The sequence below is a fragment of the Streptomyces cathayae genome, assembly GCF_029760955.1.
GTDB lineage: Bacteria > Actinomycetota > Actinomycetes > Streptomycetales > Streptomycetaceae > Streptomyces > Streptomyces cathayae.
Window position 1 is genome coordinate 6,376,469 of the sequence record NZ_CP121682.1, and the last position, 21,377, is coordinate 6,397,845.

Consider the following 21,377-nt stretch of genomic DNA (forward strand, 5'->3'; position numbering starts at 1 on the left):
TGTGACAAGCGACTGCGTCGTGCGCGACGTACACTGGTCGGTCCACCGCAGGCCGGTTCCCCTTGTGGGAACCGGCCTGATCGTCCCTTGAAGGAGGTACGTGGATGACCAGTACGGTTCCGGCCACCGCGCTCGGCACTCTCCCCCAGGCCCTCGGCGCCGCCCCGGCCGAAGGCTCCCCCCTGCAGGCCGTGCTCCTGGACATGGACGGCACCCTGGTCGACACCGAGGGCTTCTGGTGGGACGTCGAGGTCGAGGTGTTCGCCTCCCTCGGCCACGCCCTCGACGACTCGTGGCGCCATGTCGTGGTCGGCGGCCCCATGACCCGCAGCGCGGGCTTCCTCATCGAGGCGACCGGGGCCGACATCCCCTTGACCGAACTGACGGTCCTGCTCAACGACGGCTTCGAGGACCGCATCTCCTGTGCCCTGCCGCTGATGCCCGGCGCCGCCCGGCTGCTCGCCGAACTGTCCGAGCACGGCATCCCCACGGCCCTGGTCTCCGCCTCGCACCGACGCATCATCGACCGCGTACTGGGCTCGCTGGGCGCCCACCACTTCGCGCTGTCGGTCGCGGGCGACGAGGTCCCGCGCACCAAACCGCACCCCGACCCGTACCTGACCGCCGCCCTCGGTCTCGGCGTGGACCCGGTGCGGTGCGCCGTCGTCGAGGACACGGCGACCGGCGTGGCCGCCGCCGAGGCCGCGGGCTGTCACGTCGTGGCGGTGCCCTCCGTGGCCCCCATCACGCCGGCCGCCCGGCGGACCGTCGTACCGTCGTTGGAAACGGTCGATCTGACTTTTCTGCGCGGGCTGATGACGGAAATGCGCTAGGCGTTCACCCAGTGTGGAGCGGGTGGTGGGACCGGAATTCCCCAGGGCCCGTGTTCCGGTCGGCGGGTTGTGTGTCCGAAGGAATTCGGAGCGCTACCGGCTGGTGAATTCCGGTACCGCCCGGCCCGGTTCCGCTGTGATGTTCACCACCTTTCGAGGGGTCGGCAGGGGGGTCGGCATGTGGTGTCCGCGTCATTTCTGAGGCGGTCCGCGTTCCCTTGTGTCCCGATTGGTTGAACGCTGCCCCAATCCTTCCCCGTCCACGTTCGCCGGTGCGTTCACACCCGGTTCCACTGCGTGATGGAGGCTCAACTCCGGTCGCCGCGCCCCTCCCTACGGGCGCGGACTAATCTCATCGCGAGAACATCGCCCCATCCCCGTGGACGGCAGTGACAACCCCGTATGCCGCATACACGGAGTCGACAGCTCTGGAGAAACTCGAGCATGAACCGCAAGACTTTGGTGCTGGCGGCCGCGATCGGCCTGCTCGCGCCGGTACTCGCCGGCTGTGGCGACACCGGTGGTGGGAGCGGCGGCGGTGACGCGATCGTCGTCGGCACCACGGACCGGTTCACCGTCTCGGAGGAAGAGCCCGCTCCGGTCGACCCGGCGTACGCCTACGACGTCGGTACCTGGAACATCCTGCGCCAGACGGTGCAGACCCTGCTGGTCCAGCCGCGTGGCGACGGTGAGCCGGTGCCCGAGGCCGCGGAGAGCTGCGGCTTCACCGACACCGGCAACGAGCGGTACAGCTGCACCCTGCGCGAAGGCCTGAAGTTCTCGGACGGCTCGCCCGTCACCGCCGCCGATGTGAAGTTCTCCATCGAACGCGCCCTCGCGATCCAGTCCGACAGCGGTGTGTTCGCCCTGCTGTCCACGATCGACACCGTCGAGACCAAGGGCGACCGCGAGGTGATCTTCCACCTCACGTCGGCCGACGCCACCTTCCCCTACAAGCTGTCGACCCCGGTCGCGGGCATCCTCAGCGAGAAGAAGTACGACAAGGGCAAGCTGCGCGAAGGGTTCGACGTCGACGGCTCCGGCCCGTACACCATCGAGACCGAGGTCAAGGACGGCGAACTGGTCCGCGCCACCTATGCCAAGAACCCCTCCTACAAGGGGTCCCTGGAAGTGGCCAACGACAAGGTCGAGGTACGCAGCTTCGAGAGCGCCGAGGCCATGGGCCAGGCGCTCGAGGACGGCGACGTCGACCTCATGACCCGCAGCATGTCGCCGGAGCAGATCCGGGAACTCGCCGGCAACAACGAGGACGCCATCGACCTCGTCGAGTCGCCGGGTCTGGAGATCCGCTACCTGGCCTTCAACACCGAGGCCCCCAGCGTGGAGACCAAGGCCGTCCGCCAGGCCATGGCCCAGATCATCAACCGCAGCGAACTGGTCGCCAAGGTCTACGGCTCCCAGGCCGAGCCGCTGTACTCGCTGGTTCCCGCGACCGTCACCGGCCACTCCAACGCGTTCTTCAACAGGTACGGCGACCCGGACGTCTCCAAGGCCCGCCAGTTGCTGGAGAAGGCCGGTGTCACCACCCCGGTGAAGATGACGCTGCACTACACGACCGACCACTACGGTCCCGCGACCAAGGCGGAGTTCGAGCAGCTCAGCAAGCAGCTCAACGACAGCGGCCTGTTCGAGACCGACATCAAGGGCGCGGCCTGGGAAACCTTCCGTCCGGCCGGCAAGGAGGGCAAGTTCGACGTCTACGGCATGGGCTGGTTCCCCGACTACCCGGACGCCGACAACTTCCTCGCCCCGTTCCTGGACAAGGACAACTTCCTCAACTCGCCGTACGCCAACAGCCGGGTCAGCAAGGAACTCATCCCGGAGTCCCGCCGCCAGGCCGACCGGCTCTCCGCGGTCGGCAGCCTGAACGACATCCAGAACATCGTCGCGGAGGACGTGCCCGTGCTGCCCCTGTGGCAGGGCAAGCAGTACGGCGCCGCACGTGACGACATCACCGGCACCGCCTACATGCTCAACTCCTCCTCCACGCTCCAGCTGTGGGAGCTGGGACGAGGCGTGAGCGGCTGACGCCGCGGAGCCCCTGGCGGGCGCGCACACACCAGAGGGCGCCTCCGACTTCCCGTCTTGCGGAAGCCGGAGGCGCCCTCTGGTGTGTGCGGAGTGGAGCCGGGGTGCGGACCGGAGCGGGAGCTACTGCGCCCCGGGGCGCACCAGACCGCTCTCGTACGCGTACACCGCCGCCTGTACCCGGTCACGCAGCCCCAGCTTCGTCAGGACATGACCGACGTGCGTCTTCACGGTCGTCTCACTGACGAACAGGTCCGCGGCGATCTCCGCGTTGGACAGCCCCCGTGCCACCAGCTTCAGCACCTCGACCTCACGGTCGGTCAGGGTGTGCAGCGTGTCCGGCATCGGCTCGTCACCGGACGGCAGATGCGTGGCGTACTTGTCCAGCAGCCGGCGGGTGATGCTCGGGGCCAGCATCGCCTCACCGGCGGCCACCACCCGGATCGCCTGCACCAGTTCATTGGCCGGGGCGTCCTTCAGGAGGAAGCCGCTGGCACCCGCCCGCAGCGCCTCCACCACGTACTCGTCGAGATCGAACGTCGTGAGCACCAGCACCTTCGCCGGGCCGTCCCGCTCCGGGCCGGTGATCTGCCGGGTGGCCTCCACCCCGTCCATCCGCGGCATGCGGATGTCCATCAGCACCACATCGGGCTGCAGCGCCCGCACCTGGTCCTGGGCCTGGAGGCCGTCTCCGGCCTCACCGACGACCGCGATGTCCTGCTCGGCCTCCAGGATCATCCGGAAGCCCGTACGCAGCAGCGGCTGGTCGTCAACCAGTAGGACGCGGATGGCCACGTGACTCTCCTTCGCTAGTCCGCCCCCATTGTGCCCTGCGTGCCCTGCCCCTCCCGCCTCCGGGGCGCACCGGCCGGAGCCGGCCCGGACGCCCGTACCGGCAGCGGATACGGCGGGGGAGTGCCGCCGAACTCCGGGCAGTGCGCCTGGTGGTCGCACCAGCCGCACAGCTTGGTGGGACGTGGCCGCCAGTCACCCGTCTCCGTGGCCAGCCGGATCGCCTCCCACAGGGCCAGCAACTTGCGCTCCACGCGCTCCAGATCGGCGCGGACCGGGTCGTACGTCAGCACATCACCGCTGCCCAGGTACACGAGTTGCAGCCGGCGCGGGATCACCTGCTTCAGCCGCCACACCACCAGGGCGTAGAACTTCATCTGGAACAGCGCGTCCTCCGCGTACTGAGGCCGGGGCGCCTTGCCCGTCTTGTAGTCGACGAGCCGCACCTCGCCGGTGGGCGCCACATCCACCCGGTCGATGATGCCGCGCAACCTCAGCCCGGAATCCAGCTCGGCCTCGACGAACAGCTCCCGCTCGGCGGGCTCCAGCCGGCTCGGATCCTCCAGGGTGAACCAGCGCTCGACCAGCAGCTCCGCCTCCGCCAGCCAGCGCGCCAGCCGCTCACCCTCCGGGTCCTCGGCGAACAGCTCCGCGACCTCCGGCCTCGACTCCCGCAGCCGGTCCCACTGGCCCGGGACCAGCTGCTTCGCCCGCGGTGCCGTGCGCTCGGCGGCCGGGGCGTCGAAGAGGCGCTCCAGCACCGCGTGCACCAGCGTGCCCCGGGTCGCCGCCTCGCTCGGTTTCTCCGGCAGGCGGTCGATGACCCGGAACCGGTACAGCAGCGGACACTGCATGAAGTCACCGGCACGCGACGGGGACAGCGAGACGGGTGGCGCGGCGGCCACTTCGGGCGGGGCCCCGGCCACCACCGGCGGATCCGCCGCCACGACCGGCATGCTGTCGGGCCGTCCCGCGCCCTCGGTGCTCGTCTCCATGCCCACAGACCTTACGGCCCGGTACTGACAGGGACCCGCACACCAGGGGTGGCCACAGGGAGAAAGGGTGGCCACAGGGGGAAGGGGAAAGGAAGAGAAGAGAGCGAAGGGGGAAAAGGGGGAAAAGGGGCAGGAGAGGAGAGGGCGAGCGGGCGCGGCGCCGGACGGCAAGAGACAGGGGTGCCGGGGCGAGACGTGGGGCGACGGCCGCATACCATCGATACCAGACCCTCCCGTCCGGCAGGCACGGGAAACGCAGCGACGAGGGGACACCGGTGGACGCAAGCGGCGGAGGCGGGCAGCCGCGATCCGGCAACGACGAGCCGGACGAGCGCCACATGAGGGCCACGGAGGGCCGACCCCCCACGGACGGGGGCCGCCTCGACCCGCCCGAAACCGCCCCGAGCACCCCCGACGACCGCACCGACGACCGTGATCCGTCGGCCTCCGGCGACGCTCCGTCACGGACCGGAGGCGCCCCGGCGGAGACCGGGGAGCCCTCGGCCCCGGCGGACACCGACGGGGCCACGCCCCGGAACGGGGAGCAGCCCGCGCGACCTCCTGCCCCGGACACCGACGCCCACCCGCAGAACCCGCGGTCCCCGGACGACGGCTGGTCCGAGCCCCCTGCCCCCGCGGGTGCTCCGTCCGAGAGGGCTCCGCGGGACGACGGTCACCGGTCCGCGCCCTCCGAGCCCCACGGCACCGACCGCACCCTCGCCCACTCCGGATCCGGCAAGGGGCCCGCACCGCGTCCCCCGGAGCAGCAGCGCGGTGGACTGCTGATGGGACGCCCGTTCGGCGTGCCCGTCTACGTCGCCCCCAGCTGGTTCCTCGTCGCCATCCTGATCACCTGGGTGTTCGGCGGCCAGATCGACCGTGTGCTGCCCGAACTCGGCGCCGCCAGCTATCTGGTCTCGCTGTTCTTCGCCGTCGCCTTCTACGCCTCCGTACTCGTCCACGAACTCGCCCACACGCTCGCCGCCCTCCGCTTCAAGCTGCCGGTGCGCCGCATCCAGCTCCAGTTCTTCGGCGGCGTCTCCGAGATCGAGAAGGAGGCGGAGACTCCCGGTCGGGAGTTCGTACTCGCCTTCGTCGGCCCCCTGCTCTCCCTCGTCCTGTCCGGCCTGTTCTACGTCGCCCTGCTCGCCGTCGAACCCAGCTCCGTCCCCGGCGTCCTGCTGGCCGGCCTGATGATCTCCAACCTCATCGTGGCCGTCTTCAACCTCCTGCCCGGCCTCCCCCTCGACGGCGGACGCATGCTCCGCGCGGTCGTCTGGAAACTCACCGGCAAGCCGATGAGCGGCACCATCGCCGCCGCCTGGGTGGGCCGCGTCCTCGCCGTCTCCGTCCTGATCGGCCTTCCCCTGCTCACCCAGTCCGGAGCCCTCGGCTCCGCCGCCGAGGACAGCGTCGGTATGGACACCGTCCTCGACGCGCTGCTCGCCGCCATCCTCGCCGCGATCATCTGGACCGGCGCCGGCAACAGCCTGCGCATGGCCCGCCTGCGCGAACACCTTCCCGAACTGCGCGCCCGCGCCCTCACCCGCCGTGCGGTGCCCGTCGAGACGGACACCCCGCTCTCCGAGGCGCTGCGCCGCGCCAACGCCGCCGGCGCCCGGGCCCTCGTCGTCGTCGACCCCGACGGCACCCCGCTCTCCCTGGTGCGCGAGGCCGCCATCGTCGGCGTACCCGAACACCGCCGCCCCTGGGTCCCGGTCAGCGGGCTCGCCCAGGACCTCACCGACGGCATGCGCGTCTCCGCCGAGCTCGCGGGAGAGGACCTCCTCGAGGCCCTGCGCGCCGCCCCCGCCACCGAGTACCTGGTCGTCGAGACCACCGGCGAGATCTACGGCGTCCTGTCCGCGGCCGACGTGGAACGAGCCTTCGTCAAGGCCATGGCCCGCCCCGCCTGACATCCTCCCCGCCCTCGGGTGGTCAGTGGCCCACGTGGGGACCGGTAGGCTGGTCACATGTCCGAACCGACCGGTGCCGCCCGCCGCCGTGGGCCCTTCAAGGTCGGGGACCAGGTACAGCTGACCGACCCCAAGGGTCGCCACTACACGTTCACGCTCGAGGCCGGGAAGAACTTCCACACCCACAAGGGTTCCTTCCCCCACGACGAACTGATCGGCGCACCCGAGGGCAGCGTTGTCCGCACCACCGGGAACGTCGCCTACCTCGCGCTGCGCCCCCTGCTCCCCGACTACGTCCTGTCCATGCCCCGCGGGGCAGCCGTCGTCTACCCCAAGGACGCGGGGCAGATCCTGGCCTTCGCCGACATCTTCCCCGGCGCCCGCGTCGTGGAGGCAGGCGTGGGCTCCGGCTCGCTCAGCAGCTTCCTGCTGCGCGCCATCGGCGACCAGGGCATGCTGCACAGTTACGAACGCCGCGAGGATTTCGCCGAGATCGCCCAGGCCAACGTGGAGCGCTACTTCGGCGGCCCGCACCCCGCCTGGCAGCTCACCGTCGGCGACCTCCAGGACAATCTGTCCGACACCGAGGTCGACCGCGTCATCCTCGACATGCTCGCCCCCTGGGAATGCCTGGAGGCCGTCTCCAAGGCGCTCGTCCCCGGCGGCATCCTCTGCTGCTACGTCGCGACCACGACCCAGCTCGCCCGGACCGTCGAGTCCATCCGCGAGATCGGCTCCTTCAACGAGCCGACGGCCTGGGAATCCATGATCCGCAACTGGCACATCGAGGGACTGGCCGTCCGCCCGGACCACCGGATGATCGGCCACACCGGCTTCCTGCTCACCGCCCGCCGCCTCGCCGACGGGGTCGAGCCCCCCATGCGCCGACGCCGCCCCGCCAAGGGCGCCTACGGCGAGGACTACTCGGGACCCAACGCCGACGCGGGCGCCGCCCGCTGACCCGTCCCACCACCACGACAACGCACCGACGCCGTGGCGCAGTTCCCGGACCGTACCGGGAACTGCGCCACGGCGCCCTCATGTTGACGCGACGGCGACCGGTGTCTCCCCGGGCCCCGCACCGAAACCGCACACCCCGGCGTTCCCCCGCACTGTGACGTGTGGCACGATGCTGGCCACCCCCACCGGCACAGCCCTCACAGGAGACACTCCTCGTGCAGTCATCCGCCGTCCCGGAACTCGCCCACACGCACACCCGCCCGATCCACTGGGTCGCCACCGCCACGGCCGTCGCCGGAGTCGTGGCGCTCTCCGGCCTGCTGCAGCCCGGAGCCGCGACCGCGGCCCAGACACCCGACCCGCAGACCCCGCGGACCAAAAGCGCACCGGCGCACATCGCCCCGCCGGACCCCGCGGACGTCGAGTTCCCGATCGATTGCGGTCCGGGGCGGGCCGTGGTCAAGAAGGAGGCGGCCGGCGACCTCGACGGCGACGGGCGGCCCGAGACCGTGGCGGTCGTCCACTGCGACGCCTCCATGGGCACCCCGCCCGACGGCATGTACGTCCTGAGCGGGACCGCCGGAGCCGGTGCACCACGCGTGGTGGCCACCCTCGTCGACCCCGGGGACCGCACCAACGTCGACGACTTCGCCGTACGCGACGGCGAGATCACCGCGGCACTCCTCGGCTACTCGTCCTCCGACCTGCCCAGTTGCTGCCCCGACGTGCGCGAGAGCCTGAAGTGGCACTGGGACAACGGCGTGTTCGTCCGGTCCACGCCCTTTGGCGCACGGAGCGTGTGAACCACGCGCGCGTGATGGCGGGAACGGACCTGCGGGAAATCGGGCAGCGGTGACGGAAGGCGTCAAAGCGGTCACCCGGCGTCCGGGCCGTACACCTCCACACCGTCGGCCACGCGTCGCACGTGGATGCACTCGCCCGGGCACTCCTTCGCCGAATCGACCACATCCGTGAGGACCGGCAGCGGCACCCGCGCCGTCGCCCCCTCGGTCTGCAACAACTCGTCGTCCGGGCCCTTCACATAAGCCAGACCGTCGATGTCCAGCTCGAACACCTCGGGCGCGTACTGCGCGCAGATGCCGTCACCGGTACACAGGTCCTGGTCGATCCAGACCTCCAGGGCCTCGGCGTCGACTCCGGCCTCCTGCTGCACGCTCGTCTCCCCTGCCGTCTTTCGCGTCGGACCGAACGGGAATCCGACCAGCTCCGACGGGTGTTGAACACATCGACCCTACCTCCGCCGGGGTTCCCGTCACCCTCGGTGGGTATTCCCCTGGCGTGAGGGAGAGCGCAAGGGTGAAGATCGGACACACCCCGACCGTCTTTGTGATCTAGGGGTTTCAATCGACACCCGCCCAGGTAGGGTCTGGAAGCGTCCAGCTCCCCTTGGAGGAGGTGAGGACCGTGGCAGCCCACGACGACGACATGAACCGCGGCATCCGCCCGGGACGCGGGTCCGACGACCCGGCCGGGCAGATCGCCTATCTCGAGCAGGAGATCGCCGTCCTGCGCCGCAAGCTCGCCGACTCTCCGCGACACACGAGGATTCTCGAAGAGCGGATCGTCGAGCTGCAGACCAACCTGGCCGGCGTGTCCGCCCAGAACGAACGACTCGCCGGAACGCTCCGCGAGGCCCGCGACCAGATCGTGGCCCTCAAGGAGGAAGTGGACCGGCTGGCCCAGCCGCCGGCCGGCTTCGGAGTTTTCCTCCTGGCGAACGAGGACGGCACCGCCGACATCTTCACCGGCGGCAGAAAGCTCCGGGTGAACGTCAGCCCGAGCGTCGACCTCGACGAGCTCCGGCGCGGCCAGGAAGTGATGCTCAACGAAGCGCTCAACGTGGTCGAGGCCATGGAGTTCGAGCGCGTGGGCGACATCGTCACCCTCAAGGAGATCCTCGAGGACGGGGAACGCGCCCTCGTCCTCGGCCACACCGACGAGGAGCGGGTGGTCCGGCTCGCCGAACCCCTGCTGGGCATCACCATCCGCCCCGGTGACGCCCTCCTGCTCGAACCCCGCTCCGGGTACGTCTACGAGATCGTCCCGAAGAGCGAGGTCGAGGAGCTCGTCCTCGAAGAGGTCCCCGACATCGGCTACGAGCAGATCGGCGGCCTCGGCAACCAGATCGAAGCCATCCGCGACGCCGTCGAGCTGCCCTACCTCTACCCGGACCTGTTCAGGGAGCACGAACTGCGCCCGCCCAAGGGCGTACTGCTCTACGGGCCTCCCGGATGCGGCAAGACGCTCATCGCCAAGGCCGTCGCCAACTCGCTGGCCAAGAAGGTCGCCGAGGTCACCGGCCAGGCCGCCGGCAAGAGCTTCTTCCTCAACATCAAGGGCCCCGAGCTGCTGAACAAGTACGTCGGCGAGACCGAGCGGCAGATCCGCCTGGTCTTCCAGCGGGCCCGTGAGAAGGCCAGCGAGGGCACCCCCGTCATCGTCTTCTTCGACGAGATGGAATCCCTCTTCCGCACCCGCGGCTCCGGCGTCAGCTCCGACGTGGAGAACACCATCGTCCCGCAGCTCCTCGCCGAGATCGACGGCGTGGAGGGCCTGGAGAACGTGGTCGTGATCGGTGCCTCCAACCGTGAGGACATGATCGACCCCGCCATCCTGCGGCCCGGCCGGCTCGATGTGAAGATCAAGATCGAACGTCCGGACGCCGAGGCGGCCAAGGACATCTTCGGCAAGTACCTCACCCAGCGCCTCCCGCTGCACGGCGACGACGTCGCCGAGCACGGCGGTGACAGGGGCACGACGGTCCAGAGCATGATCCAGACCGCGGTGGAACAGATGTACGCCGAAAGCGAGGAAAACCGCTTCCTGGAAGTCACGTACGCCAACGGAGACAAGGAAGTCCTCTACTTCAAGGACTTCAACTCCGGCGCCATGATCGAGAACATCGTCGGCCGCGCCAAGAAGATGGCGATCAAGGACTTCCTCGAGAAGAGCCAGAAGGGTCTCCGCGTCTCCCACCTGCTCCAGGCGTGTGTGGACGAGTTCAAGGAGAACGAGGACCTGCCCAACACCACCAACCCCGACGACTGGGCCCGCATCTCCGGTAAGAAGGGTGAGCGGATTGTTTACATCCGTACCCTCATCACCGGAAAGCAGGGTGCGGACACGGGACGCTCCATCGACACGGTGGCAAACACCGGTCAGTACCTGTAAAAAGCAGGGCGGCTGCGGGTGCCCTCGACGGGGTACTCGCAGCCGACTGCTTTCCGGGAAACGACCGGGAACACGGCAAAGAGGCAAATGATCTCCCCACCAGCGCAAAGGCGTTCTAGGCTCTTCGGTACCGCCGAGTCGCGCAGTGCGGGGACGGGCACCGCACACGCACGGAGCGCCAGCGGTACTTGAGCAGCGCCCCCGACCGGGGACGCCGCCGGGCAAGGAGGGCCGCATGACTGTACGGCGAGTAATGGGCATCGAGACGGAGTACGGGATCTCCGTCCCCGGCCATCCCAACGCCAATGCCATGCTCACCTCGTCCCAGATCGTGAACGCCTACGCGGCGGCGATGCACCGGGCCCGCCGGGCCCGCTGGGACTTCGAGGAGGAGAACCCGCTGCGCGACGCGCGAGGCTTCGACCTCGCACGTGAGGCCGCCGACGCCAGCCAGCTCACCGACGAGGACATCGGCCTCGCCAATGTCATCCTCACCAACGGCGCGCGACTCTACGTCGACCACGCGCACCCCGAATACAGCGCTCCGGAGGTCACCAACCCCCGCGACGCCGTCCTCTGGGACAAGGCCGGGGAACGCATCATGGCCGAGGCCGCGGAGCGGGCGGCGGCGCTCCCCGGCGCCCAGCCCATCCACCTGTACAAGAACAACACCGACAACAAGGGCGCCTCCTACGGCACCCACGAGAACTACCTGATGAAGCGGGAGACCCCGTTCTCGGACATCGTCCGCCACCTCACGCCGTTCTTCGTCTCCCGCCAGGTCTTCACCGGCGCGGGCCGCGTCGGCATCGGCCAGGACGGCCACGAGCACGGCTTCCAGCTCAGCCAGCGCGCGGACTACTTCGAGGTCGAGGTCGGCCTCGAGACCACGCTGAAGCGTCCCATCATCAACACCCGCGACGAACCGCACGCCGACGCCGAGAAACACCGCCGGCTCCACGTGATCATCGGTGACGCGAACCTGTCCGAGATCTCCACCTACCTGAAGCTCGGCACGACCGCGCTCGTCCTGTCGATGATCGAGGACGGCTTCATCGCCGTGGACCTCGCGGTCGACCAGCCCGTACGGACGCTGCACCAGGTCTCGCACGACCCGACGCTGAAACGGCTCGTCACCCTCCGCAGCGGCCGCACCCTCACCGCCGTCCAGCTCCAGATGGAGTACTACGAGCTCTCCCGCAAATACATCGAGGAGCGGTACGGGGCCGACGCCGACGACCAGACCAAGGACGTCCTGGCCCGCTGGGAGGACACCCTCAACCGCCTGGAGAACGACCCCATGAGCCTGGCCGGCGAGCTGGACTGGGTCGCCAAGCGGGAACTCATGGAGGGCTACCGGCGCAGGGACGACCTGGACTGGGACGCCGCCCGACTGCACCTCGTCGACCTCCAGTACGCCGATGTGCGCCCCGACAAGGGGCTCTACAACCGTCTGGTCGCCCGCGGCCGCATGAAGCGGCTGCTGGACGAGAAGGAGATCGAGCGGGCCCGGACGAAGCCGCCGGAGGACACCCGCGCCTACTTCCGCGGCCGCTGCCTGGAGCAGTACGCGGACGATGTGGCGGCGGCCTCCTGGGACTCGGTGATCTTCGATCTGCCGGGCCGGGACTCGCTCCAACGCGTCCCAACCCTGGAACCGCTTCGCGGAACGCGTAATCACGTCAAGGAGCTCCTGGACCGCTGCCGCACGGCAGAAGACCTGGTCAGGGTGTTGTCCGGGAACTGAACCACGATCCGGGAACCCGGGAGGGGCCGGCCGGGCAGGGTGGAAGACCCCGGAGCCGGGAATCATCGAGACGGTCCCCGTACGTTGGAGCAAGTACGGGGGCACGGTCGGACCCGGCTTGTAGGGTCTGATCAACACTGATCGGCGCAATGCCGACCATGTCGGGCGAGCTGAGCGGGGTGAGGGTTATGGCAACGAAGGACACCGGCGGCGGGCAGCAGAAGGCCACACGCTCCACGGAGGAGGTCGAGGAGCAGACGCAGGACGCGCAGGCTTCCGAGGACCTCAAGGAGCGCCAGGAGAAACTGAACGACGACGTGGACTCCGTACTCGACGAGATCGACGACGTCCTCGAGGAGAATGCCGAGGACTTCGTGCGGTCCTTCGTCCAGAAGGGCGGCCAGTAGACCGGTTCGACCTTCGATTCGAAGGTCGCGCGTCAGGGTCGTGGGTACGGGGGAGTAGCTGGTGAAGCGCTGCCCGCGGTGCGGTCGGTCCGCACCGCGGGCGGCCTTCGCCAGGGGCGGAATGCCCCGGCCATACATGTGGATCACTGCCGCAGGACGGGTAGGGTCCGTGGCGTACCGTGCATCAACTGCAATTCGGCCATCGGCAAGTTGGGAGACGATCCCGACGCCATCCGTCGGGCTGCCGCCTATCTGGAGGGAACCTCGTGGAAGCCAACACTCCTAGCACCGGGCGGCTGCCGGCCGCTTTCCTGACGCCAGGGTCTTCCTCCTTCATGGACTTCCTCTCCGATCATCAGCCCGAGATGCTGCCGGGGAAGCGGCAGCTGCCGCCCGTTCAGGGCGTGCTCGAGGCGCCGCACGGCACGACGATCGTGGCTGTGGGCTTTCCCGGGGGTGTCGTGCTCGCGGGTGACCGCCGGGCCACCATGGGCAACGTCATCGCGCAGCGGGACATCGAGAAGGTGTTCCCGGCGGACGAGTACTCGGCGGTGGGCATCGCCGGGACGGCGGGGCTCGCCGTGGAGATGGTGAAGCTGTTCCAGCTGGAGCTGGAGCACTTCGAGAAGGTCGAGGGGACGCAGCTGTCCCTGGAGGGCAAGGCGAACCGGCTGTCGACCATGATCCGGTCCAACCTCGCGATGGCGATGCAGGGCCTGGCCGTGGTCCCGCTGTTCGCGGGGTACGACACGGACCGGGAGAAGGGGCGGATCTTCTCCTACGACGTCACGGGCGGGCGCTCGGAGGAGCAGGGGTACGCCGCCACCGGTTCCGGGTCCGTCTTCGCGCGCAGCGCCATGAAGAAGCTCTTCCGGGACGACCTGAGCGAGACCGAGGCGACCACACTGGTCGTGCAGGCCCTGTACGACGCGGCGGACGACGACTCGGCGACCGGCGGTCCCGATGTCGCCCGGCGGATCTACCCGATCGTCACGGTGATCACCGAGGACGGCTACCGCAGGCTCTCCGAGGACGAGGCGTCCGGGATCGCCCGGTCCGTGCTGGAGCGGCGGCTGGAGCAGCCGGACGGCCCGCGGGCCTCGCTGCTGTAGGGCGGGCGGTTCGATGCCGAGGGACCTCCATCCAGTGACTTCGACAGAAAGGGACGGTTGACCCGTGTCGACGCCGTTCTATGTCTCACCCCAGCAGGCGATGGCCGACCGGGCGGAGTACGCCCGCAAGGGGATCGCCCGTGGCCGCAGCCTGGTCGTGCTGCAGTACGCCGACGGCATCGTGTTCGTCGGTGAGAACCCGTCCCGTGCGCTGCACAAGTTCAGCGAGATCTACGACCGGATCGGCTTCGCCGCCGCCGGCAAGTACAACGAGTACGAGAACCTGCGGATCGGCGGTGTGCGCTACGCCGATCTGCGGGGTTACACCTATGACCGTGACGACGTGACCGCCCGGGGCCTGGCGAACGTGTACGCGCAGACGCTGGGGACGATCTTCTCGAGTGCGGCGGAGAAGCCGTACGAGGTGGAGCTGGTGGTGGCCGAGGTCGGGGAGACCCCGGAGGGCGACCAGATCTACCGGTTGCCGCACGACGGTTCCATCGTGGACGAGCACGGCTCGGTCGCGGTGGGGGGCAACGCGGAGCAGATCAGCGGGTACCTGGATCAGCGCCACCGGGACGGGATGACGCTGGCCGAGGCGCTGGAGCTGGCGGTGCAGTCGCTGTCGCGGGACACCAACGGCGGTGAGCGGGAGATTCCCGCGGAGCGGCTGGAGGTGGCGGTGCTGGACCGCACGCGGCCGCAGCAGCGGAAGTTCCGGCGGATCACGGGGCGGCAGCTGGCGCGGCTGCTGGAGGCCGGTGGTGCGGAGACGGCGTCCGAGGCGGAGGCCGACGCGGACACGGAGACCGGGGCCGAGAGCGAGGAGTAGGCACGTTCGAGCGGGCCTGCCGGCGACGGGGCGGGGGTCACCCCCGCCCCGTCGCCTGTCTGTCTCAGGGGGGTGCGGTGGCCGGGCCGGTCGATCCCCGGAGCACCAGGTGGACGGGGATGTCCCCGGCCTCGGGGGCGCGGTGGTCCAGGACCGCGAGGAGGGCCTGCATGCCGCGTTCGCCGAAGAGCTCCGCGTCGAGGCGGACCGTGGTGAGTTCCGGGTCGAGGGCCGTGGCCAGGGCCAGGTCGTCGAAGCCGGTGACGGAGAGGTCGTCGGGGACGCGCAGGCCCAGGCGGCGGGCCGCCTTGTAGGTGCCGGCCGCGAGCTGGTCGTCGTCGCAGACGACGGCGGTGGGGCGGTCGGGTCCGGCCAGGGCGGCCAGGGCGGCGGTGACGGCGCCCTGGATGGAGATGGGTGAGCGGGCCGTGCGGAGCGTGGTGCCGGGGGTCGCGGCCAGTCGGGTGGTCAGTTCGCGGGCGCGTACCTCGAAGGTCCAGGAGGGGACGTCGGCGGCCAGGTGCAGGAAGCTGCGGTGGCCCAGGGCCACCAGATGGCGGGTGAGCCGGCGGATGCCGTCGGCGATGTCGAGGTTGACCGTGGCGGCGCCCGGGTTGCTCTCGGGGTCGCTGTCGAGCATGACCAGGGGGAGCTGGTCGCCGCGGATGTCGGTCAGGGCGTCGGCGGCCATGGAGGAGGCGATGACGCCGTCGAGCGCGGCCTGCGCCGAGGCGAAGGGGTTGCGGGCGGGGCCGATGCCCTCGGGTGAGGGGTAGAGGACCACCCCGAAGCCGTGCTGGGCCGCGACGCGGGCGGCTCCGGTGTAGACGCCGGCGAAGAACTCGGTGGTGAGGGCGGGGACGACGAGAAGGACGGTGCGGGTGTGTCCGAGGCGTAGGTTGCGGGCGGCGAGGTTGGGGCGGTAGCCGAGGCGGTGCGCGGCGTCGCGTACGCGTTGTGCGGTGGCCTCCGAGACGCGGCCGCGCCATTTGTCGCCCATGACGAGGGACACGGCGGCCTGGGAGACGCCGGCGGCTCGGGCGACGTCCCTGCTCGTGGGGCGGATCTGGGCTCGGGCCACCGTGGGGCCGCTCCTTCGTCTGGACTGCGTCCGGACTGCGTCTGGACTGGTGAACAGCCGACATGGTACGTATGGGAACCTTAGTTATACGTACAACGTCGATGATTCCGGTGGACGCCGGTAGTGAGTGGAGGCGCGGCATGGCCACGGGATACCTGGAGATCCTCCGGGCGCGGCACGCCACTCGGCTGCTGGTGGGCACGCTGGTGGGGCGGCTGCCGAACGCGACCGCGGCCATCGCGATCGTGTTGTTCGTCCGCGCGCAGGGCGGTTCGTACAGTCTGGCCGGCGCCCTGGCGGCGGTGTACGGCGTCGCCAACGCGGTCGGCCAGCCGGTGCTGGGGCGCCTGGTGGATCTGCGGGGGCAGCCGCGGGTGCAGCTGCCGGCCGCGGTGCTGTCGGCGCTGGCGATGGCGGTCTTCGCCTTCGTGGGGATCGAGCCGCGGGCCGCGGCCTACGCGTCGGTGGCCGCCGCGGGGCTGTTCACGCCGCCGCTGGAGGGCGGACTGCGGGCCCTGTGGTCCTCGGTGCTGCCCCGGGAGGAGCAGATCCACCGGGCGTACGCGATGGACGCGGTGGCGCAGGAGGTCATGTTCACCGTCGGGCCGCTGCTCGTGACGGTGTGCGCGTCGCTGTGGTCGCCCCAGGTCGCGCTGCTGGTGCTGAACGTGCTGGGGGTGCTGGGCGCCCTGTCCGTGGTCGTGTCGGCGCCCTCGCGCGCGTGGCGGTCGGCGCCGCGTGAGGCGCACTGGCTGGGCGCGCTGCGCTCGCCGGGGCTGCTGGCGCTGCTGGGCGCCTTCCTGTTCATCGGTGTCGCGATGGGGTCCATCACGGTGGCGTCGGTGCCGTACGCGGACGGGCACGGGGGCGACCATGTGTACGGCTGGCTGATGACGGGCCTCGGTTTCGGCGCGCTCATCGGCGGTATGGCGTACGGGGCGCGGCAGTGGGCGGGTGAGCCGGCGCGGCGACTTCAGGTGCTGGTCGCGTTCCTGGCGGTGTGTTACCTGCCGCTGACGCTGATGCCGGGCGCGGTGGCGATGACCTTCCTCACGGTGCTCGCGGGTGTGTTCCTGGCTCCGGTGATCGCCTGTGCCTTCGTGCTGGTGGACCGGCACGCGCCGGCCGGGACGGTCACGGAGGCGTTCTCGTGGCTGGTGACGATGTTCACGGTGGGCGCTTCGGTGGGAACGGGCCTGACGGGCCCGGTGGTCGAGGGGGGCGGCGCGCAGTGGGGGTTCGCGGTTCCGGCCGCCGCGGGAACCGTGGCTTTGCTGGTTTTGATTTCCACCGGAAGGGTATTGGCGGTCGCCGTTCAGGGGGCGGTCGTTGCGGTCGGTTCGGAAAATGATCCGAACCGTGCCCTCGAACCTCGTTTGGGTTCAGGGGATCGGGCGTAATGTTCAGTCATGGACCGCCGCATTTTCGGGCTGGAGAACGAGTACGGCGTCACGTGCACGTTCAGGGGACAGCGGCGCCTGTCTCCTGACGAGGTGGCGCGGTACCTCTTCCGCCGTGTTGTGTCATGGGGCCGAAGCAGCAATGTTTTTCTGCGCAACGGCGCCCGTCTCTATCTCGACGTGGGGTCGCATCCGGAATACGCCACGCCCGAATGTGACAACGTGACCGAGCTGGTCACGCACGACAAGGCCGGGGAGCGCATTCTCGAAGGACTCCTGGTGGACGCCGAACGACGCCTGCACGAGGAGGGAATCGCGGGCGACGTCTACCTGTTCAAGAACAACACCGACTCGGCGGGCAACTCGTACGGGTGCCACGAGAACTATCTGGTGGCACGGCACGGGGAGTTCTCGCGACTCGCTGACATCCTCATCCCGTTCCTGGTGACCCGCCAGTTGCTGTGCGGTGCCGGGAAGGTGCTGCAGACGCCGCGTGGAGCCGTCTACTGCGTCAGTCAGCGGGCGGAGCACATCTGGGAGGGCGTCTCCTCGGCGACGACCCGTTCCCGGCCGATCATCAACACGCGTGACGAACCGCACGCGGACGCCGAGCGCTATCGTCGGCTGCACGTCATCGTGGGCGACTCGAACATGTCCGAGACGACCATGCTGCTGAAGGTCGGTGCCACCGATCTGGTGCTGCGCATGATCGAGGCGGGCACGGTGATGCGTGACCTCACCCTGGAGAACCCGATCCGGGCGATCCGTGAGGTGAGCCATGACATCACCGGCCGCCGCAAGGTCCGTCTGGCGAGCGGCCGTGAGGCCTCCGCGCTGGAGGTGCAGCGCGAGTACTACGAGAAGGCGCTGGACTTCTGCGAGCGTCGCGGTATCCGCACCGGCACCATCGAGCAGGTGCTCGAACTGTGGGGCCGTACGCTGGACGCGATCGAGGCCGAGGACCTCGACCGCATCGACACCGAGATCGACTGGGTCATGAAGTACAGGCTCATCGAGCGGTACCGGGCCAAGCACAACATGACCATGTCGCATCCGCGGGTCGCGCAGATAGACCTCGCCTACCACGACATCCACCGCCGTCGTGGTCTCTACTACCTGCTGGAGAAGAAGGGGCAGGCCGCCCGGATCTGCAACGATCTGAAGATCTTCGAGGGCAAGTCCGTTCCGCCGCAGACCACCCGGGCGCGGTTGCGCGGTGACTTCATCCGCCGGGCGCAGGAACAGCGGCGGGACTTCACCGTCGACTGGGTCCATCTCAAGCTCAACGACCAGGCGCAGCGGACGGTGTTGTGCAAGGACCCGTTCCGGTCGGTGGACGAGCGGGTGGAGAAGCTGATCGCCGGGATGTGAGACAGGGAGTTCCGCGGATCCGACGAACCGCGGAACGCCACACGGGCGCCGCACGTTACTCAGTGCGGCGCCCTTCCCACGCCGTAGAGTTGCGCGGACGCCACCCACAGGATCAACGATTACGAGGCCCCCACCGTGCGCCGACGCTCACTCCTCATCGCCGTACCCGCCGGACTGGTCACTCTCGCCGCGTGCGGCGACGGTGAGTCCGACTCGAGCAAAGCCAGCGAGAGCGCCTCGCCGTCTGCTCCGGACGGCTCGGCCGCGCCGTCGCCGAAGATCGTCGACGGTCCGCTGCCGGCGATCACCGAGGGTGTGAAGTTCGGCGAGAAGCCCACGGTGGAGAAGGGCAGTGGTGAGCCGTCCAAGGATCTCGCGGTGAAGACGGTCATCGCGGGAAGTGGCAGGACCATCGCCGAGAACGACTTCGTGGTGGCCCACTACCTCGGCCAGGTGTGGGCCACCGCGAAGGTGTTCGACAACTCCTACGACCGCAAGAGCCCGCTGGCGATCCAGCTGGCCCAGGGCAGCATCATCGACGGCTGGCGGTACGCGCTGGCCGGCAAGAAGACCGGCAGCCGGGTCGAGATGGCGGTCCCGCCCACCTGGGGGTACGGCACGCAGGGCAATGAGCAGGCGGGCATCAAGGGCACCGACACGCTGGTGTTCGTGGTGGACGTGCAGGACGCGTTCAACGCCAAGAGCTCCGCCAAGGGCACCGAGGTCGCCCAGGACGACATCGGTCTGCCCAAGGTGGGGACCGACACCGACGGCAAGGCCCCGGACATCGAGGTGCCCGACGCGGCCGCCCCGAAGAAGCTCGTGTCGAGCTACGTCATCGAGGGCGACGGCCCGAAGGTCGGCGCCGAGGACAGCGTGCTCGTGCAGTACAAGGGCGTGTTGTGGGACGGCGGCAAGGAGTTCGACTCGACGTACTCCCGGGAGCAGCTGACCTCGTTCTCGTTGCAGCAGGTCGTCAAGGGCTGGGCGCAGGGGCTCACCGGGAAGAAGGTCGGCAGCCGGGTCCTCATCGTCATTCCGCCGGAGCTGGGCTACGGCGACAACCCGCCGCAGGGCAGCGACATCAAGAAGGACTCCACACTGGTCTTCTCGGTCGACATCCTCGCGAAGTTGTGACCGCGCGTGATGTAAGACTGTGTGTGTTCGCCTTTCCGTAGACAAGCAGGAGCGTTAGACGTGAGCATCGACAAGCCCGAGATCGACTTCCCGGGCGGCGAGCCCCCGGCGGACCTCGAGATCAAGGACATCTGGGAGGGTGACGGGGAGGTGGCGCAGGCGGGTCAGACCGTCACCGTCCACTATGTCGGTGTCGCCTTCAGCACGGGTGAGGAGTTCGACGCCAGCTGGAACCGTGGCACCCCGTTCCGTTTCCCGCTGGGCGGCGGCCGGGTCATCAAGGGCTGGGACCAGGGCGTGCAGGGCATGAAGGTCGGCGGGCGTCGCCAGCTGACCATCCCCGCCCACCTCGCCTACGGCAACCAGAGCCCGACTCCGGCGATCAAGCCCGGCGAGACCCTGATCTTCGTGGTCGACCTGCTCGGCGTGTGATCGCCCGCTCGATCGCGGCCTGATCGCCGTCGGGCCGGGTGACGACCGGAGTCGATCACTTGGGGTCCATGCCTGCTCGGGCATGGGCCCTCGGCTTTTGCCGTGCCACCACGGGGCGGTACGGTCATCGGACTGAGCACCATAGGGAGGCGAAGGGCGTCGATGGCCATTGCCAAGGCCGAGCGGCTGATGAACCTGGCGCTGTGTCTGCTGGGGACGCGGCGGCCACTGAGCAAGCGTGAGCTGCGCGAGTCCGTCGAGGCCTACCTCGAGGCGGCCTCCGACGACGCCTTCAACCGGATGTTCGAGCGCGACAAGGACGATCTGCGCGAACTCGGGCTCGTCATCGAGACCGTCGAGAACCTCGACGGCGAGGTCGGCTATCTGGCCCGGCGGGACAGCAACCGCCTGCCGCCCATCACCCTCGACGCGGAGGAGGCCGCCGCGCTGGGGCTGGCGGCCAAGGTGTGGCAGCAGGCCAGACTGGCCGGCGCGGCCAGCGGTGCCCTGCAGAAGCTGCGGGCCGCGGGGCTGCCCGAGGACGTCGACCCCTACGGGGCGCACAGTGCGCTCGAACCGCGCATCCCCGTGCACGAGGCCGCCTTCGAACCGCTGATGCTGGCCTGCCGCGACCGCCGACCGGTCGTCTTCGACTACCGCAAGACCAACGCCGTACAGCCCGAATCCCGCCATGTGGAGCCATGGGCGCTGGAATGCTGGCGGGGCCACTGGTATCTGGCGGGCTGGGACCGTGACCGAGGCGCCGAGCGGGTGTTCCGGTTGTCCCGGATCACCGGCAAGGTGCGCTCACGCGGCACTCGTTACACCACCCCGGTGCCGGACGTCGTCACCGTCCGCGAGACGGTGGCCAGCTGGGCGGGGGAGAGCGCCGACCGCTCCGCGCGCATCCGGCTGCGCTCCGACGCGGGATACCCCCTTCGGGCGAAAGCCACCGCGGTGCGGGAACTCGGTGACGGCTGGGAAGAGTTGGAGATTCCGTACGGGCACGGCCTGGATGCCTGGCTGGTGGAGTTCGGAGCGGACGTGGTGGTCCTGGAGCCCGCCGAGCTGCGGGCCGACGTGGTGGACCGGCTGCGCGCCGTCGCCAAGGGCTGAGGGGG

The 21,377-nt window shown here is 69.5% G+C and carries 19 protein-coding genes and 1 pseudogene; 16 read left to right on the forward strand and 4 right to left on the reverse strand.

Features of this window, described 5'->3' with window-relative positions; translation table 11 throughout:
• The first annotated feature begins 104 nt into the window (after window positions 1–104).
• On the forward strand, window positions 105–833 hold the full coding sequence (locus PYS65_RS29130; RefSeq protein WP_279336917.1) for an HAD family hydrolase: 729 nt from the start codon (window positions 105–107) through the stop codon (window positions 831–833).
• Between the two features lie 444 nt (window positions 834–1,277).
• On the forward strand, window positions 1,278–2,882 hold the full coding sequence (locus PYS65_RS29135) for an ABC transporter substrate-binding protein (protein WP_279336918.1): 1,605 nt from the start codon (window positions 1,278–1,280) through the stop codon (window positions 2,880–2,882).
• A gap of 123 nt (window positions 2,883–3,005) precedes the next feature.
• On the opposite strand, the gene PYS65_RS29140 is transcribed toward PYS65_RS29135, so the two are convergent.
• Complete coding sequence (locus tag PYS65_RS29140) at window positions 3,006–3,677, reverse strand: response regulator (protein ID WP_279336919.1); 672 nt, start codon at window positions 3,675–3,677, stop codon at window positions 3,006–3,008.
• Between the two features lie 14 nt (window positions 3,678–3,691).
• A complete protein-coding gene (locus PYS65_RS29145; RefSeq protein ID WP_279336920.1) occupies window positions 3,692–4,669 on the reverse strand; it encodes a RecB family exonuclease in 978 nt (325 codons plus the stop codon).
• Between the two features lie 275 nt (window positions 4,670–4,944).
• Here PYS65_RS29145 and PYS65_RS29150 point away from each other — a divergent pair, with 275 nt between their 5' ends.
• The 3 genes from PYS65_RS29150 to PYS65_RS29160 all read left to right on the forward strand — a co-directional run bounded on the left by PYS65_RS29150 (window position 4,945) and on the right by PYS65_RS29160 (window position 8,348).
• Window positions 4,945–6,585, forward strand: a complete 1,641-nt coding sequence (locus tag PYS65_RS29150) for a site-2 protease family protein (protein ID WP_279336921.1) — start codon at window positions 4,945–4,947, stop codon at window positions 6,583–6,585.
• A 57-nt stretch (window positions 6,586–6,642) separates the two neighbouring features.
• On the forward strand, window positions 6,643–7,545 hold the full coding sequence (locus tag PYS65_RS29155; protein ID WP_279336922.1) for a tRNA (adenine-N1)-methyltransferase: 903 nt from the start codon (window positions 6,643–6,645) through the stop codon (window positions 7,543–7,545).
• A gap of 215 nt (window positions 7,546–7,760) precedes the next feature.
• Window positions 7,761–8,348, forward strand: coding sequence for a hypothetical protein (locus PYS65_RS29160; RefSeq protein WP_279336923.1), 588 nt, complete (start codon window positions 7,761–7,763; stop codon window positions 8,346–8,348).
• A gap of 71 nt (window positions 8,349–8,419) precedes the next feature.
• On the opposite strand, the gene PYS65_RS29165 is transcribed toward PYS65_RS29160, so the two are convergent.
• Window positions 8,420–8,719, reverse strand: a complete 300-nt coding sequence (locus PYS65_RS29165; protein WP_279336924.1) for a ferredoxin — start codon at window positions 8,717–8,719, stop codon at window positions 8,420–8,422.
• A 251-nt stretch (window positions 8,720–8,970) separates the two neighbouring features.
• Between PYS65_RS29165 and arc the strand changes: the two genes are divergently transcribed.
• The 6 genes and pseudogenes from arc to prcA all read left to right on the forward strand — a co-directional run bounded on the left by arc (window position 8,971) and on the right by prcA (window position 14,835).
• On the forward strand, window positions 8,971–10,737 hold the full coding sequence (arc, locus tag PYS65_RS29170) for a proteasome ATPase (RefSeq protein WP_279336925.1): 1,767 nt from the start codon (window positions 8,971–8,973) through the stop codon (window positions 10,735–10,737).
• Window positions 10,738–10,972: 235 nt separating this feature from the next.
• Complete coding sequence (gene dop, locus PYS65_RS29175; protein ID WP_341483702.1) at window positions 10,973–12,484, forward strand: depupylase/deamidase Dop; 1,512 nt, start codon at window positions 10,973–10,975, stop codon at window positions 12,482–12,484.
• A gap of 188 nt (window positions 12,485–12,672) precedes the next feature.
• A complete protein-coding gene (locus tag PYS65_RS29180; RefSeq protein WP_109380473.1) occupies window positions 12,673–12,891 on the forward strand; it encodes a ubiquitin-like protein Pup in 219 nt (72 codons plus the stop codon).
• A 123-nt stretch (window positions 12,892–13,014) separates the two neighbouring features.
• A pseudogene (locus tag PYS65_RS29185) lies at window positions 13,015–13,206 on the forward strand (endonuclease domain-containing protein); the annotation flags it as partial.
• Window positions 13,158–14,003 (forward strand): proteasome subunit beta, encoded by an 846-nt coding sequence (prcB, locus tag PYS65_RS29190; protein ID WP_279336926.1) that lies wholly within the window; start codon window positions 13,158–13,160, stop codon window positions 14,001–14,003. The pseudogene PYS65_RS29185 and the gene prcB, both read left to right, overlap by 49 nt.
• A 64-nt stretch (window positions 14,004–14,067) precedes the next feature.
• Window positions 14,068–14,835: a proteasome subunit alpha gene (gene prcA / locus PYS65_RS29195; RefSeq protein WP_279336927.1), complete on the forward strand. Its 768-nt coding sequence runs from the start codon at window positions 14,068–14,070 to the stop codon at window positions 14,833–14,835.
• A gap of 64 nt (window positions 14,836–14,899) precedes the next feature.
• Here prcA and PYS65_RS29200 read toward each other — a convergent pair whose 3' ends face one another.
• Window positions 14,900–15,916 carry a LacI family DNA-binding transcriptional regulator gene (locus tag PYS65_RS29200; RefSeq protein WP_279336928.1) on the reverse strand — a complete coding sequence of 339 codons (1,017 nt, stop codon included), beginning with the start codon at window positions 15,914–15,916 and terminating at the stop codon, window positions 14,900–14,902.
• Between the two features lie 140 nt (window positions 15,917–16,056).
• Here PYS65_RS29200 and PYS65_RS29205 point away from each other — a divergent pair, with 140 nt between their 5' ends.
• From PYS65_RS29205 to PYS65_RS29225, 5 genes are all read left to right on the forward strand, one after another.
• Entirely contained in the window at window positions 16,057–17,316 is a 1,260-nt protein-coding gene (locus PYS65_RS29205) for an MFS transporter (RefSeq protein ID WP_279336929.1), read from the forward strand.
• 9 nt (window positions 17,317–17,325) lie between these two features.
• Complete coding sequence (pafA, locus tag PYS65_RS29210; protein WP_279336930.1) at window positions 17,326–18,687, forward strand: Pup--protein ligase; 1,362 nt, start codon at window positions 17,326–17,328, stop codon at window positions 18,685–18,687.
• 135 nt (window positions 18,688–18,822) lie between these two features.
• On the forward strand, window positions 18,823–19,824 hold the full coding sequence (locus PYS65_RS29215) for an FKBP-type peptidyl-prolyl cis-trans isomerase (protein ID WP_279336931.1): 1,002 nt from the start codon (window positions 18,823–18,825) through the stop codon (window positions 19,822–19,824).
• Window positions 19,825–19,884: 60 nt separating this feature from the next.
• Window positions 19,885–20,256 (forward strand): FKBP-type peptidyl-prolyl cis-trans isomerase, encoded by a 372-nt coding sequence (locus PYS65_RS29220; protein ID WP_030835713.1) that lies wholly within the window; start codon window positions 19,885–19,887, stop codon window positions 20,254–20,256.
• A gap of 162 nt (window positions 20,257–20,418) precedes the next feature.
• Entirely contained in the window at window positions 20,419–21,372 is a 954-nt protein-coding gene (locus PYS65_RS29225) for a helix-turn-helix transcriptional regulator (protein ID WP_279336932.1), read from the forward strand.
• The last annotated feature ends 5 nt before the right edge of the window (window positions 21,373–21,377 follow it).

Coding starts and splice junctions, on each gene's coding strand:
- PYS65_RS29130 (WP_279336917.1), top strand. CDS start 105: ATGACCAGTACGGTTCCGGCCACCGCGCTCGGCACTCTCCCCCAGGCC.
- PYS65_RS29135 (WP_279336918.1), top strand. CDS start 1,278: ATGAACCGCAAGACTTTGGTGCTGGCGGCCGCGATCGGCCTGCTCGCG.
- PYS65_RS29145 (WP_279336920.1), bottom strand. CDS start 4,669: ATGGAGACGAGCACCGAGGGCGCGGGACGGCCCGACAGCATGCCGGTC.
- PYS65_RS29155 (WP_279336922.1), top strand. CDS start 6,643: ATGTCCGAACCGACCGGTGCCGCCCGCCGCCGTGGGCCCTTCAAGGTC.
- dop (WP_341483702.1), top strand. CDS start 10,973: ATGACTGTACGGCGAGTAATGGGCATCGAGACGGAGTACGGGATCTCC.
- PYS65_RS29180 (WP_109380473.1), top strand. CDS start 12,673: ATGGCAACGAAGGACACCGGCGGCGGGCAGCAGAAGGCCACACGCTCC.
- PYS65_RS29205 (WP_279336929.1), top strand. CDS start 16,057: ATGGCCACGGGATACCTGGAGATCCTCCGGGCGCGGCACGCCACTCGG.
- pafA (WP_279336930.1), top strand. CDS start 17,326: ATGGACCGCCGCATTTTCGGGCTGGAGAACGAGTACGGCGTCACGTGC.
- PYS65_RS29225 (WP_279336932.1), top strand. CDS start 20,419: ATGGCCATTGCCAAGGCCGAGCGGCTGATGAACCTGGCGCTGTGTCTG.